The organism is Chitinophaga sp. (assembly GCF_039596455.1).
Taxonomy (GTDB): domain Bacteria; phylum Bacteroidota; class Bacteroidia; order Chitinophagales; family Chitinophagaceae; genus Chitinophaga.
This window is the reverse complement of sequence record NZ_JBCNJR010000001.1, coordinates 2125537-2140094: the sequence shown is the minus strand read 5'-3', so window position 1 is coordinate 2140094 and position 14558 is coordinate 2125537. Positions and strand designations below refer to the sequence as shown.

The window sequence follows — 14558 nt, the reverse complement described above, 5'->3', positions numbered from 1 at the left end:
GCCATTTTACCGGCCATTCCCTTCAATCGGATAAAGTTTACAAACCAGCCATGTTCCTGCTCATTACGATCCATTTGGTACCATCGCTCAATACGGTCAGGGAAGTATAAGGCTCGTCTATTTCTGCTACGGTGGCGCCGCCGTTATCTGTGATGCGCACGGTGGAGTTGGCCTCATCTGCGGGGTCTACCGCGTCTTGCGGCAGCCTGGAGAAAATGTACACCTTGCCGGCATTGGCGGTGGAAGGCGGAAGGTCTGCGCTCACTACGGAAGAGCCGCTGCCTTTCACCAGCAGGATATAATCTCCCACGCCCACGCTGCCACCGGTGAACGCGCGCTGCTTCACGGTAACGCCGCCTTGTATGTTCAATGCATTGCCAGTGCTAGAGCCCGCTACTACTTCGGCTTTGAAGGTTTTAACGCCCGCAATGTCCTGCGCGCCGGTAGTTACCAAACCGCGGTTGGTTTCTGAAGCGCTGGGCATTTCAAATACGATCTTGTTGGCGCCGGCATTTTTGATAGTGAAGTCTGTACCGGTAGATACCTGTTCAAAGCTCAGCTTGCCGTCTGCCGTACTGCCGGTTACGTCTACCGGTGTAGTGCCTTCAATAGTGATGGCGGAAATGCCTTCGGCATTCATTTTCCACTTGGGTACGGTTACCGCCTGCACCTGGTTGGTGGCGTTCTTCAACAGCAGGTTATATTCTGTTTCAGGCCCGGCGGGATCAACAAAGTCTGCCTTGTTGAGCGCCAGCACGCTGTTTACGGTTGCTTCACCGGTACCCGCGGCGTCTCCCAGTATTACATTGCCCAGGAAAGTTTTGTTACCGGCAAATGTCTGGTCTGTGGTGGTTACCACACCGGCGTGGGTTTCTCCGGCTGCATTGAGGGTGAGCGTCCATCTTTTGTTGGCAGCGTCCCACTCAAACTTGCCGCCCGCATCTCCCAATGTATTGTCTGTTACGACATCGGCAAAGGTGAGGCCGCCGGCGGAGGTGAGCTTCTGCAGCTTGTCAAAATCCGCGGCGGTAATAAAACCGTACTGCTGGGTGGTGGCGTCTGCCATTACCGGCAGGTTGAGCGAGATCACCTGGCCCGCGGTGGTAATGCCGGTTTGGGTGTGCGCGTTGCTGGAGCTGATGGCCAGGTCAAGATCTCCGGAGAGGTCTTGCAGCGAAGTAACCGATACGTTATTAAGCGTCTTCTTGAAGATCTGCCCGCTGGCGTTGATCACCAGCACGTCATTCTCCGTGGGCGCGGCATTGGTGAGGTTGTTGAACACATAGCTGGCGCCGGTAAAGTTGAAATTACCGTCTCCGTCAATCACCATGCGCGGCGTGTTGTTGGTCCTGAAATTCAGTGGAAAGAGGTTTTTGGTGCCCAGCCATTGGCCTGCGGCCCCGTCGTTACCATTGGTGCGCCAGGGGGTAGCGGCGGCACCGTCTGCATCAATCCGTTTCCATGAATTATTTTCCCTTACATAAAAGCCGGGCGTAAATCCCATGGAAGTGGCGGTGAGGTAGATCAGCAACCCGTCCGCAATGGGCGTGTTGGTATTTAATGTCTGGAAACCGGCGTCTGTCAGCCTGGGCAGCAAAAGGCCCTTGCGGACGCTCTCCAGCTCAAGAATGGCATTTTTGTCAACTATGGCAGGGTTGCCGCCAATCTTGACCTGTGCTTTCAAACTGTTGTTGATGGAATGGAACAATAGCGCTGCCAGTAGCATACTGGTTATGCGTAACGATGTTTTCATAGGTAATAGGTTAAAAAAATAAGTCCTTAAATGTTACGATGTATGATTTTTCCGATCATGCCTTTTTTAGTGCAGCAACCCTTCAAGATAGGAGCGGCCATGCCTTCAATGCTCAATGTTTTCGTTCTCCAATCTCAGGGTAACAACGCATGTACAATATTACATATATATTTTGATTAATACGTTATTTTCATCATGTTTTTTATTCATTTAATCCATTGTATGATTATAAAGATTGATTCTCAAATGGAACAGCCAGAAAAAAAGACTGCCGGAACCAGTCCGGCAGTCTTTTCTCTATTTAACAGTCCTTAAAAATTATGCTTCTGATTTTTCCGATTTGCTCCTGGAAGGGTTCTTCAGGGAGAACACCAGCTTCTGGTTTTCCTTGTCCAGGTCGGCAATCAATATGTCTCCGTTATGGATGTTCATATTGAGGATCTCTTCGGCCAGCGGGTCTTCCAGGTATTTCTGGATGGCCCTGTGCAGCGGGCGTGCGCCAAACTGCTGGTCGTACCCTTTCTCTGCCAGGAAGCCTTTGGCTTCGTCTGTCAGTTCCAGGCTGAAGCCCAGGTTCTGCAGGCGGGCCAGTACACCTTTCATAGTGATGTCTATAATGGTGTAGATGTGCTCCTTGCTCAGTGAGTTGAAGATGATCACATCATCTATACGGTTGAGGAACTCCGGAGAGAAGGTGCGTTTCAGCGCTTTTTCTATCACGGCTTTGGTGTTCTCTTCTTCCGTAACGGCCCTGGCGGTGGTGGTGAAGCCTACCCCTGCACCGAAGTCTTTCAGCTGGCGTACGCCAATGTTAGACGTCATGATGATGAGGGTGTTCTTGAAGTCCACTTTCCGGCCCAGGCCATCGGTGAGTATACCATCGTCCAGCACCTGCAGCAGGATGTTGTAGATGTCCGGATGCGCTTTTTCGATCTCGTCCAGCAGGATCACGGAGTAAGGTTTGCGGCGCACTTTTTCAGTGAGCTGACCGCCTTCCTCATAGCCTACATATCCCGGAGGCGCACCAATGAGGCGGCTTACGGAGAATTTCTCCATGTATTCGCTCATATCTATGCGGATGAGCGCATCTTCAGAGTCAAACATGTATTTGGCGAGCGCTTTGGCCAGCTCGGTTTTACCCACCCCGGTAGGTCCCAGGAAGATGAAGGTACCGATGGGCTTTTTCGGGTCTTTCAAGCCTACGCGGTTACGCTGAATGGCTTTGGTTACCTTGCTGATAGCCTCATCTTGCCCTACTACGGCGCCTTTCAGGTCTTCGCCCATGCGGCGCAGCTTTTCGTTCTCCGCCTGCACCATCCGTTTTACGGGGATGCCGGTCATCATGCTCACTACTTCGGCAATGGCCTCTTCATCAATGGGGTAGCGTTTGTGCTTCACTTCCTCTTCCCACACGGCTTTGGCCTTTTCAAGGTCTTCACCGAGTTTCTTTTCCGTATCCCGCAGGGCCGCGGCTTCTTCAAAGCGCTGGCTCTTCACTACCTTGTTTTTTTCCTGCTTGATGTCTTCGATCTGTTTTTCCAGGTCGAGGATGTTCTGCGGCACATTGATGTTTTTGAGGTGAACGCGAGCGCCCACTTCATCCAGTACGTCAATGGCCTTGTCAGGCAGCAGGCGGTCGGTCATGTACCGGTCGCTCAGCTTCACGCAGGCGTCAATGGCATCGTCCGTATAGCTTACGTTGTGGTATTCTTCGTAGCGCGGCTTGATGTTATTGAGTATCTGGATGGTTTCATCTACGGTGGGCGGGTCTACCATCACTTTCTGGAATCTTCTGTCCAGCGCGCCGTCTTTCTCGATGTACATGCGGTATTCATCCAGGGTGGATGCGCCGATGCACTGGAGCTCGCCACGCGCCAGGGCGGGTTTGAAAATGTTGGAAGCGTCCAGCGAGCCGGAGGCGCCGCCGGCGCCCACAATGGTGTGGATCTCGTCTATGAACAGGATCACGTCACGGTTCTTTTCCAGCTCGTTCATGATGGCCTTCATCCTTTCCTCAAACTGGCCGCGGTATTTGGTACCGGCCACCAGGGCGGCCAGGTCGAGGCTCACCACCCTTTTATCGAACAGCACGCGGGAAACCTTGCGCTGAACAATGCGGAGGGCCAGGCCTTCCACAATGGCGGTTTTACCAACACCCGGTTCCCCTATGAGGATGGGATTGTTCTTCTTGCGGCGGGAGAGTATCTGCGAAACGCGTTCTATCTCCTGCTCACGGCCCACAATGGGGTCCAGGCTGCCGCTTTCGGCCAGCTTCGTGATGTCACGGCCAAAGTTGTCGAGTACAGGTGTTTTAGACTTGGTGTTCGCCTGTTTTGCTTTGGAAGCATAACTTTTGCGTTCGTCTTCAAACTCCTCTTCTCCGGGGTCGTCAAATTCTGCCTTCGGATCGGTAGATTTTACGAAGCCCAATTCGTTTTTAAAAGTATCGTAGTCCACGTCAAACTGTTGAAGGATTTGAGTACATACGTTTTCTTTATTCTTGAGGATGGACAGCATCAGGTGCTCTGTTTCCACGGTGGGGCTCTTGAGCGCCTTGGCTTCCAGTACGGTTACACGGATCACTTTCTCTGCCTGGCGTGTCAGCGGCAGGCTATTGATATTCGCTATGTTCTTTCCCGTCTTGTCCTTTATAGCCAGTTCCACTTCTTTGCGCAGCTCATACAGATCTACGTTCAAAGCTTGTAGAATTTTAACAGCCGTTCCTTCACCTTCACGAATAATACCTAATAGCAGGTGTTCCGTACCGATGAAATCATTTCCCAAGCGTAAAGCCTCCTCCCTGCTAAACGAAATGATCTCCTTTACTTGCGGTGAAAAATTCTGATCCATTGTAGTTGATTTTGTTAAACCCTTACGGGGGCTTGCTTATACAATATTACCAAATAAATTTGGATTTAGTTTTTATCCTTGTACATAAAAAGTTAAGATTTACTTTTGCGCTGAAGGGCCGTGTTTGGTAAATATACTTACGAGAAGAATGGATGTTGTGATCGGGTATTTGCTTCCGGCAAGGATAATTATCGGACAGGTTTCCTTTTTGCTTGTCCTTTTTTTAAAATGTTAAAATAATAACATCCGGCAATATGCAATTCAAAATTGATACCAAAGAAAAAATAGTGATTTTACGGCTGGAAGAGCATGAGCTGGATGCTAAAATGGCAGCAGCGCTGGTAGAAGAGGCCGGCAATATACCGGCGCTGGAAGAAAAGAACCTTATACTGGACCTGGGTTCTGTGCGTTCAGCGGGCGCTGAGGGCGTAGAAGCCATTTTTACAGTGTACAACCGCCAGTATGAGCGGGGCCTCTCCGCCGCCGTTGCCCATCTTAACACAGATTTAACAGCCCGGCTCTCTGCCGCCCACCCTGATATGCTCAATATAGTACCCACGCTTTCTGAAGCCATTGATATGGTGATGATGGAAGACCTGGAGCGGGAACTGAACCTGGGTGAGGAATAACCAACATTCTGAAATGCTATGTTTGCTGTAACGATATTAGGTAATAACTCGGCCATTCCCACGCCAGACCGCCACCCCACCGCACAGGTGATCACCTGGAATGATCAGCTGATGCTGGTAGATTGCGGCGAAGGCACACAGATGCAGCTCACAAAGTACAAGGTGCGCCGCGGCAAAATACGGCATATCTTCATCAGCCACCTGCATGGTGACCATTACTTCGGGCTGATAGGCCTTATCAACAGCATGAGCCTGCTGGGCCGCACGGAGCCCCTCTCCCTCTACGCCCCGCCGGAGCTGGAGGAGATACTGCGGCTGCAGTTGCAGTGCGCCGCCACCACCCTCCGCTTCAACCTCTCTTTCCACGCCCTGCTGCCAGACCGTACAGGCCTGCTGTTCCGTGAAAAAGACATGGAAGTAAGCTACTTCCCCACCAAACACCGCATTCCCTGCTACGGCTTCTCCTTTAACCTGCAGCGCCGCAAACGCCGCGTAATACCTGAACAGGCACGGGCGTACGATATCCCGGCCGCCTATTACTCCCACCTGCAGGAAGGGGCGGACTATGAGCAGAAAAACGGGAAAGTGGTGAAAAACGACTGGGTCACCCTGCCCCCTGCCCCCGGCAAACGGTACGTGTTCTGTGCAGACAGCATTTATGACGAAGAGCTGGTGCCCCACCTGCAGAACGCAGACCTGGTATATCATGAAACCACCTACCTCCACGAGCTGGTGCAACGCGCGCAGGACCGTTTTCACAGCACGGCCGTACAAGCCGCCACCCTGGCCCGCATGGCCGGCGCCAAACGCCTGCTCATTGGCCATTTTTCTTCCAAATACACGGAGCTCCAGCCCTTCCTGGACGAAAGCCTGCCCATCTTCCCCCAAACCGAACTGGCCCTGGAAGGCGCCACCTACCTTATTTAAAATTTAATAAATACCTACTAATTGGTATTGCGTAATGTATTAGCTGCAATTATCTTTACACATTAAAATAATAATTCCTATAACTATGAAACAAACAGCATTACCTGTTCTGTTACTGCTCTCCGTGTGCCTGCACGCCACGGCTCAAACCACACCGGTGCAAACGGCTGAAGAAGCCCCCAGCCGCAAGGACAGGCTCCGCAACCAGCCTTACTTCTCCAACATCATCAAAACCAACCTTTCTACCATTGCCCTCGGCAACTACGGCCTTACGTACGAGCGCCTGATTGCCCGGAAGATATCCGCCTCCCTGGGCTACCGTTTCATGCCCAAAACCGGCCTCACCCAAACGCCGCTCACGGAAAAAGTGATGGACTACTTCAGGGAAGAAGACGGAGATATGTCAGAACAGTTGGACAAGCTGAAAATGAGCGGCAACGCCATTACCGCCGAAATACGCTTTTACACCGGCCGCCGCCCAGGCGCCAAAGGCTTTTATGCAGGCGTATACGGCCGTTACTCGTCTTTCAAATATGATTACCCGTATGACTTTGAGCGGCCGGACGAGAGCATGGTGCTGGTGCCCATGAAAGGCAAAAGCAGCGGCATCGGCGGCGGCGTGATACTGGGCGGACAGTTCAACATCCACAAACGCGTGATTATAGACCTCTTCATCATAGGCGGCCATTACGGCAGCATGAGCGGCAAGGTAGACGCGCCTACAGACCTGAGCATGCTGGACGAGCAGGAACGGGCAGACCTGAAGGAGGAAGTGGAATCCCTGATAGACATTGGCGGTAAAAAGAACATTACGGCAGAAGTGCGGAATGACGGGATGTACGCAGACGTGAAACTGCCGTTCCTGGGCGTACGCGGCCTGGGGCTGACCATTGGGTTCGCTTTTTAGACCGGCAGATATATGCAGCAAAAGGCCGTACTGTGCAGTACGGCCTTTTCTTTGCCTGATTTTCAGGCAGTTAATGCCCGCCGCCCCGGCAACTCCCGGCAAATTGCCCGTTTTCCCTATTGCATTCTTCTGTTTTTCTACTATATGAGCTACCTATGAGCTACCTATGAGCCACCTATGAGCCATCTATGAGCCACCATATATACGGGTAACTCATTCCTGGCTGAATGGAGGCTAAATACTGTCAGAAAGATGACGCGTAAAGAAGACCTTTATATCGTAAGGTGCCTATTGGCCCCAAGCAGCCACAAAAAAAGGCCGCATCCCTGATGCGGCCCCGTATACTTAGCACATAAAGAAAAAATCTAGTAACTGCCCAGGAAGGACTTGATTTTGCCGTACAGACCGTCTGTAACCGGTACTACCGGCAGGCGGAACTCGTTTTCCATGAGCCCGGCGGCGTGCAGGAAGGCCTTGATGCCGGCCGGGTTGTTTTCGGCAAACATCAGGTCAAAGGCTTGCAGCATTTTGTAGTGGAAGCGGCGGGCTTCTTCGTAATTGCCTTCCAGGGAGGCTTTCACCATGGCAGACATGTCTTTGGCAAAGTAGTTGGCGGCTACGGAGATCACCCCGTCCATGCCGCAGGCTATCTGTGGCATGGCAATAGCATCGTCTCCGCTGATCACGAGGAAACCTTCGGGTTTGTCACGGATGATCTGCATGCACTGCACCATATCCCCGGAGGCTTCTTTCATGGCAATGATATTGTCTACTTCATTGGCCAGGCGGATGGTGGTTTCTGCCGTCATGTTGCGGCCGGTGCGGGCGGGTACGTTGTAGAGGATCACCGGCTTGGGAGAAGCGGCTGCAATGGCTTTATAATGCTGGAAAATACCTTCCTGCGTTGGTTTGCTGTAATAGGGCGCTACGCTGAGCACAGCGGCCGCCTCATCCAGCGGGCAGGTTTCCAGGCGCTTCACAACATCCCGGGTGTTGTAGTCACCCACCCCTACTACCACGGGCACCCGTTTATTCACCTTTTCGAAGGTGAACTTTATCAGGTCAAGCTTTTCGTCGGAAGATAAAGTGGGGGTCTCACCGGTGGTACCTAATGTTACCACGTAATTCACCCCTCCCCCGATCACGTGATCGATCAGCCTTTCCAGGCCTGTCCAATCTATTGCTCCTTGTGTAGTAAAGGGCGTTACCAGCGCTACGCCGGTACCCCTCAGTTGTTGCTGTAGCATATCAAAACTTGTCAAAATTGCCTTGCGGGCCCCTAAAAAAGTGCAAATATGGAAATTTGGATCGGTTCCCGCAATAGCTATCCTTTATCGCTCTTCAAAAAAGCCCATATTCGAAAACTTCTCAATGCGTTGTGTAATACGCGTTTCCGGGTTGATCTGTTTCAGTTCAGCCAGGGTGGTTTTCAGCTTGGCCTTGAGAATGGCGGCCATTTCTTCGTGGTTGGAATGGGCGCCGCCTACCGGCTCCTGGATCACCCCGTCTACCAGTCCGAACTGGCTCATATAACCGCTGGTGAGCTTCAGCTCTTCAGCCGCTTTTTCCTTGAAGTTCCAGCTTCTCCACAAAATGGTGGAGCAGTTCTCCGGGGAAATAACAGTATACCAGCTGTTTTCCAGCATAAAGATGCGGTCTCCGATGCCTATGCCCAAAGCCCCGCCGGAGGCGCCTTCGCCAATAATTACACAAATCACGGGCACGCGCAGTTTCACCATTTCAAACAGGTTGCGCGCAATGGCCTCTCCCTGCCCGCGCTCTTCGGCTTCCAGGCCGGGGTAAGCACCGGGCGTATCTATGAGGGTGATAATGGGCTTGTTGAACCTTTCCGCCAGCTTCATGAGGCGCAGCGCCTTGCGGTACCCTTCCGGGTTGGCCATACCGAAGTTGCGGATCTGGCGCATTTTGGTGTTCACACCCTTCTGCTGGCCTATGAACATTACAGTTTCCCCGTCAAGATTGGCAAAACCGCCTACCATGGCCTTATCGTCTTTCACATTCCGGTCTCCGTGCAGCTCTACGAAATCTGTGGTCATGCGCTCTATGTATTCCATTGTATACGGGCGCTCCGGATGGCGGCTCAGTTGCACTTTTTGCCAGCTGGTAAGGTTGTTATAGATCTGTTGTTTTGTGTCGATGATTTTTTGTTCGTACTCCTTTACGGTAGCGGAAACATCCACACCGGACTTTTCACCGTTCTCTTTCAGCTTCGTCAGTTGTTCGTACAGATCCGCAATTGGTTTTTCAAAATCCAGAAATTGCATACTCAGGTTTAAAAAGGTTAAAGTACATCATAAAGATAGTAAACCCTTCCATCAGACCAAAAAGCCTGCTGTGGTAGAGGGATTTCGCATAAACGACAAACCCGGGCTCTCCCGGGTTGCGCCTGCAAATGTAGTACTTCAGGGTATATTATCAAATATTTTTCGGCGGCTGGCTTCCATGGCTGATCGCAAGTGAAACGGCCGCACCGTTTTCCGGTGCGGCCGTTCTGTGTGATGGTCCCGTTTTTTCAGAAGGTGTAATGCGGGTTCTGTTCCAGTTTTTTATTCCGCTCCCAGGCCGCACGGGGAATGGGCAGCAGGATGGGATTGGCGGTAAGCCAGGGTTTCTTTTCTATCTCCAGCGTGGCAATATCTTTCCTGTTCTTTTTAATGAAATCTATGAAGCGGCCGCGGCGGTTGAGGTCGGAAAATGCGCCGGTGGGCTCCCAGATAAACTCCATGCGCCTTTCATAGAAAATGGCATCAAGCGTAGCGTCTTTACCCAATGTAAGCGGCAGCGCGTCAAGCCCGGCGCGCTCCCTGATCTTGTTCACCTGCTCCAGGGCTTCAGCGGTACGCGCCTTTTCGTTAAGCGCCTCGGCGTAATTCAACAGTACTTCCGCATAGCGCAGGCCAGGCGGATTGATGCCTGCGTTGGGCAGGTTGTCTTTCGGCGGAAATTCCCAGTATTTGGTCATAATATAACCGGTGCTGGAGTAACCTGCGGGTACGGGCACGGGCATCACGAAACCATTGACCTGGTGCTGCTCTCCTGGCCCAATGATGGTTTGCCAGTAACGCCGGTCTTTGATCTTCCCGGTGCCGTCTTTTTCATAGGCGTTCACCCAGTGCTGCTGCGGCACAAAATTGCTCCAGGAGCCGTCTCCCACGTACTGAGACGGCGCTCCGCGGGGAGCGGTCCTTTTCACGAGGTTGTTGCCTTGAGAGGTACGGTCTGGCCGGAACTGCGTGCTGAAAATCACCTCCGCATTGTTCTCGTTCTTTTCCCTGAACACATCGCGGAACACCGGCAGCAGGTGATGCTGCGGCATTTTGATAATACTGTCGCTGTACTGTATGGCCGCGTCCCATTTGGAACGCCAGAGCGCCGCTTTCACGAGGAAGCCCCAGGCGGCGGCGCGGGTAATGCGCCCCTTGTTTTTGGCATCCCATTCCAGCGGCAGATGGGGCGCGGCTTCCAGCAGGTCTTTCTCTACCTGTGTCCATACCTCTTCAGCAGCAGAGCGCGGTATTTCCAGGTTGGAGCTGGCATCCAGCTCTTCCAGCACCAGCGGCACGCCGCCCCAGTAGTTCACCAGCCGGTAATAAAATATGCCGCGCAGGAATTTTGCCTGTGCCACTATCACGTTCTTCACATTCTCCGGCAAGCTCATCTGCGCTACCCGGCCTATCACGATGTTGGCGCGGCCAATGCCGAGGTAGGCGGTTTCGTATACATCCCGCAGAATGGTGTTGCTGGCGGGGAAGTTGAGCGTTTGCAGCTCTACCCTGTTGGCGCTGCCGTCTTCCTCTTCCATATCTCCGCTGATAGACCATTCAATATCTGCCGCATCACGCACATTGGCAAAGCCGGTTTCCCGCTCCAGGATATTGTATATGCCAATGAGCGCGGCCTGGGCATCATTCTCTGTTTTGAAAAAATTGTCAGACGTGAGCGTATCCCGCGGCTGCAACGTCAGGAAGTCTTTCGTGCAACCGGTCAGCAGCAGGGTGATGCACAGCATGCGGACCGTTATCTTGGAAATGCGTATCATAATGCAAACATTTTAATAGTTAGAAACCAACATTGAGACCGGCCCTGAACGTTCTGGGCTGAGGGTACACCCCGTCGTCTATACCGCTGGCCAGCGGTGAGGTGTCACCTATTTCCGGATCAAAGCCGCTGTATTTCGTGAATGTGAACAGGTTTTGCGCGGCGAGGTACACGCGCACGGTGTGCAGGGGTTTCACACGCTGCAGCAGTTGCTGCGGGAGGTTGTACCCTATCTGCAGGTTGCGCACGCGCATGAAATCTCCGTCTTCCACATAAAAGTCGGAGCTGTTGAAGTAGTTGCCGTTCACATCTGTATAAGTGAGGCGGGGTACGCTGTTGCGGCCGCTGCCGGGCGTCCAGCGGTCCAGCGCGCCGCGGGTGCCGTTCATGAGGCCTGAACCGCCGAAGTATTTAATGGCGTAGCCGGTCATCTTGCTGATGTTGTAGATCTGCAGGCCGGCCATGCCCTGCAGGAAAAGGTTGAGGTCAAAACCTTTCCAGCCCAGGTTCACGTTGAGGCCGTAAGTAAGGTCCGGCCAGGGTTTGCCAAGGTAGACCTTATCAAGGTCTGAGAGTTTGTTATCCCCGTTCTGGTCTATGAAACGGAAGTCTCCGGCGGTGGCGTTGGGCTGCAATGTTTTGTTCACTTCTTCTTTGGTCTGGTAAATGCCGCCTACCTGGTAGCCCCTGTAATACCCGATGGGCATGCCCACTTCGGTGTACGTACCGCGCAGGTCAAAGTAGCTGGAAAGTGAGGCGCCGACAATGGGTTGACCTACGCCCAGGCTGACCACTTTATTTTTCAACGTGGCAATATTGCCGCTCACGTCATACGTGAAATTCCCTGCCTTGTTCCGGTAGCCCAGCAGCAATTCGAGGCCGCGGTTGGTGATCAAACCGGCATTGATGAACGGCGCGTTCTGGAAACCTGCTTCTATAGACACGGGCGGGCTCACCAGCATGTTGCGGGTGTTCTTGATATAATAGTCTGCCGTGAGGTAAACATTGCCTTTGAAGAATGCCGCATCCAGGCCTATGTTCACCTGCTCGCTGGCTTCCCATTTCAGATCGGGGTTGCCGGGGCGGAGCATGGAGGCGCCCACCACCAGGTCTTGCCCGGTGCCGAGCACATAGTTGTCTGCCGCATTACCCAGCCTGAAAGTGCTCATATAGTTGTATGCGCCAATGGCATCATTACCCAGCTGCCCCCAGGATACGCGGAGCTTCAGCATGTCTATCGCTTTCACGTTCTGCAGGAAAGGTTCTTCCACCACGTTCCAGCCGGCGGACACGGAGGGGAACATGCCCCATTTGTTGCGCGGGCCGAAGTTGGAAGAGCCGTCCCGCCGCAAGCTGGCAGACAGCAGGTATTTGCCTTTATAGTCATAGTTCACACGGCCAAAGTAAGAGGCCAGCGCATATTGCCCCTCCGTGCCGCCGGCCCGGCGCAGGTCTTCCTTGCTGCCGTTGATCACCTGCAACTGGTCATTCAGGTAATCTATACCGGTGGCGGATATCCAGGAAGTGTTATTCTTCTGGGCAGACTGCCCCAGCACCACGTTGAGCTGGTGCCCGGCAAACGAACGGGCGTAGCTGAGCGTATTCTCTATCAGCCAGGTATAATTCTGCGTGTAGGTTTCATTGAGCGTGGCAGACAGGTTACGGGCAAAACCTCTTTCGAATTTGTCCAGCCAGGAGCGGTTGCGGTTGTTGCCCACATCTGCCCCTACGCTGGTTTTCCATTTCAGGCCATTTAGTATCTCCCATTCCCCGTATACGGAAAGAAGGGTGCGGAAATCTTTCATGCGCTGGTCCATAGACTGCGCGCGGAGCAGCGGGTTATCTCCCTGCGTGGTGTAATATTCCGGCTTGCCCTGGATCACATCATCAGGCCCCAGCGTGGGGTACATCATTTTGGCGAGGTTGAAAATGCCCAGCCTGAATTCGTTGTTGGTATTGGCTTTAGCCTGAGAGAAAGAAAAAGAGAAGGTGCCTCCGAAGCGCAGCCTGTCAGTAGCTTTATAATCTACATTGGCCCGCGCGGTGTAGCGCTCGTACCAGGTACCGGTCATGGTACCTTCCTGTTTCAGGTAACCGGCGGAAAGGGCGCTTTGCAGCTTGCTGTTGCCGCCGGTTACGCCAATGTTGTATTCCTGTATGAGCGCATTGCGGAAAATGAGGTCTATCCAGTCTGTTCCCTTGCCCAGCTTTTCAGGCTCCGCCCATTCCGGGTTAGGTGTGATGCCTGAATTGGTGTGTATTTCATTGGCGAGGGTGGCAAACTCCTGCGCGTTGAGGTATTCCGGCTTTTTCCACAGCTGCTGCACGCCGGTGGAGATGCCGAGGTTTACGCGGGTAATACCTTCCTTGCCGCGTTTGGTGGTGATCAGGATAACCCCATTGGCGGCGCGCGCGCCGTAAATAGCCGCAGCGGCAGCATCTTTGAGCACCTCCACCGATTCAATGTCACTGGGATTCACAATGGACAGGCCGTCTATTCTGTCGCTGCTGCCGCCGATGTTCAGCGCGCCGGTATTGATAGGGAAACCATCTACCACGTACAACGGCTGGTTGCCGCCGGTAGTGCCAATGCCCCGGATGCGCACCGAGGCCTGGGCGCCGGGCGCGCCGGATACCTGGGAAACATATACGCCCGGCACTTTGCCCTGCAGCCCGGCGGTTACGCTGGTGGTGGGCAACTTGCCGAGGTCAGCTGACTTGATGGACGCTACGGCGCCGGTCAGCTCCTTCCTGCGCTGCGTACCATAGCCCACTACTATCACTTCTTCCAGCGCTTTTACGTCTTCCTCCAGCACAATGTTCAACACCGCGCCGGGTGTGGCAGGCAGGTCTTGCGGGAGAAACCCCATAAAGGTGAAATGCAGTACCGCGTCTTTGTCAGGAACGGAGAGGCGGAACTTACCCTCACCGTCTGTCTGGGTGCCGGTGCTGCTGCCTTTAACCGATACGCTGACGCCGGGAAGCGGCTCGCCGCCCTTGCCTTTTACGGTGCCGGTCACCGCCTTGTCTTGCTGCGGAGGCGGCGGCGCGGGCGCAGGCCCCTCCGCCGGTGGTGCTGTCACCGGGGCTTCAGCGGTAACCACCAGGTAGTTGTCAATGATCTTGTACTTCAACCGGGTGTTGCGGAAGGCGGCTTTCAGCACATCGTCCAGCGGCTGGTCTTTAACCGCCAGGGTGATCTTCTTCTGCAGGTCTGCATGGTGGTGGTCATACACCACCTTGAAGCGGCTGACCTTTTCTATGGTTTCCAGCAGTACGGTAATGGGCTGTTCTTTAAGAGAGAAGGTGAGCAGCAAAGGTTGCGGCGCCGTGGTGGCGAAGCCGTGCAGCGGGCACTGCATGACCAGCACCAGGCATAACATTCTCAGGCTGCGGCGCAGGAGCGCACAGCGGGTTGCGTGAAAGGCCATAA

At 53.4% G+C, this 14558-nt stretch carries 9 protein-coding genes; 3 read left to right on the top strand and 6 right to left on the bottom strand.

Annotated elements, in window-relative coordinates; genetic code table 11:
• Positions 1-37 precede the first annotated feature (37 nt).
• Both ABDW36_RS08645 and ABDW36_RS08640 read right to left on the bottom strand, forming a co-directional pair.
• Positions 38-1753, bottom strand: a complete 1716-nt coding sequence (locus ABDW36_RS08645; RefSeq protein WP_343701485.1) for a hypothetical protein — start codon at positions 1751-1753, stop codon at positions 38-40.
• Between the two features lie 318 nt (positions 1754-2071).
• A complete protein-coding gene (locus ABDW36_RS08640; protein WP_343701484.1) occupies positions 2072-4603 on the bottom strand; it encodes an ATP-dependent Clp protease ATP-binding subunit in 2532 nt (843 codons plus the stop codon).
• Positions 4604-4857: 254 nt separating this feature from the next.
• Here ABDW36_RS08640 and ABDW36_RS08635 point away from each other — a divergent pair, with 254 nt between their 5' ends.
• The 3 genes from ABDW36_RS08635 (at position 4858) to ABDW36_RS08625 (ending at position 7066) form a co-directional block, all read left to right on the top strand.
• Complete coding sequence (locus ABDW36_RS08635; protein WP_343701483.1) at positions 4858-5232, top strand: STAS domain-containing protein; 375 nt, start codon at positions 4858-4860, stop codon at positions 5230-5232.
• 18 nt (positions 5233-5250) lie between these two features.
• Positions 5251-6159, top strand: a complete 909-nt coding sequence (locus tag ABDW36_RS08630; RefSeq protein ID WP_343701482.1) for a ribonuclease Z — start codon at positions 5251-5253, stop codon at positions 6157-6159.
• 85 nt (positions 6160-6244) lie between these two features.
• Complete coding sequence (locus ABDW36_RS08625; protein WP_343701481.1) at positions 6245-7066, top strand: hypothetical protein; 822 nt, start codon at positions 6245-6247, stop codon at positions 7064-7066.
• A gap of 365 nt (positions 7067-7431) precedes the next feature.
• Here ABDW36_RS08625 and dapA read toward each other — a convergent pair whose 3' ends face one another.
• The 4 genes from dapA to ABDW36_RS08605 form a co-directional block, all read right to left on the bottom strand.
• Entirely contained in the window at positions 7432-8313 is an 882-nt protein-coding gene (dapA, locus tag ABDW36_RS08620) for a 4-hydroxy-tetrahydrodipicolinate synthase (RefSeq protein WP_343701480.1), read from the bottom strand.
• An 84-nt stretch (positions 8314-8397) separates the two neighbouring features.
• A complete protein-coding gene (locus ABDW36_RS08615; protein ID WP_343701479.1) occupies positions 8398-9351 on the bottom strand; it encodes an acetyl-CoA carboxylase carboxyltransferase subunit alpha in 954 nt (317 codons plus the stop codon).
• 248 nt (positions 9352-9599) lie between these two features.
• Complete coding sequence (locus tag ABDW36_RS08610) at positions 9600-11126, bottom strand: RagB/SusD family nutrient uptake outer membrane protein (RefSeq protein ID WP_343701478.1); 1527 nt, start codon at positions 11124-11126, stop codon at positions 9600-9602.
• Between the two features lie 19 nt (positions 11127-11145).
• Positions 11146-14556, bottom strand: a complete 3411-nt coding sequence (locus ABDW36_RS08605; RefSeq protein ID WP_343701477.1) for a TonB-dependent receptor — start codon at positions 14554-14556, stop codon at positions 11146-11148.
• Between the last annotated feature and the right edge of the window lie 2 nt (positions 14557-14558).

Bases quoted from the DNA above. Each gene is read 5' to 3' on its own strand.
- ABDW36_RS08635 (WP_343701483.1), top strand. From the start codon at position 4,858: ATGCAATTCAAAATTGATACCAAAGAAAAAATAGTGATTTTACGGCTG.
- ABDW36_RS08605 (WP_343701477.1), bottom strand. From the start codon at position 14,556: ATGGCCTTTCACGCAACCCGCTGTGCGCTCCTGCGCCGCAGCCTGAGA.
- ABDW36_RS08610 (WP_343701478.1), bottom strand. From the start codon at position 11,126: ATGATACGCATTTCCAAGATAACGGTCCGCATGCTGTGCATCACCCTG.
- ABDW36_RS08640 (WP_343701484.1), bottom strand. From the start codon at position 4,603: ATGGATCAGAATTTTTCACCGCAAGTAAAGGAGATCATTTCGTTTAGC.
- ABDW36_RS08645 (WP_343701485.1), bottom strand. From the start codon at position 1,753: ATGAAAACATCGTTACGCATAACCAGTATGCTACTGGCAGCGCTATTG.
- ABDW36_RS08625 (WP_343701481.1), top strand. From the start codon at position 6,245: ATGAAACAAACAGCATTACCTGTTCTGTTACTGCTCTCCGTGTGCCTG.
- dapA (WP_343701480.1), bottom strand. From the start codon at position 8,313: ATGCTACAGCAACAACTGAGGGGTACCGGCGTAGCGCTGGTAACGCCC.
- ABDW36_RS08630 (WP_343701482.1), top strand. From the start codon at position 5,251: ATGTTTGCTGTAACGATATTAGGTAATAACTCGGCCATTCCCACGCCA.
- ABDW36_RS08615 (WP_343701479.1), bottom strand. From the start codon at position 9,351: ATGCAATTTCTGGATTTTGAAAAACCAATTGCGGATCTGTACGAACAA.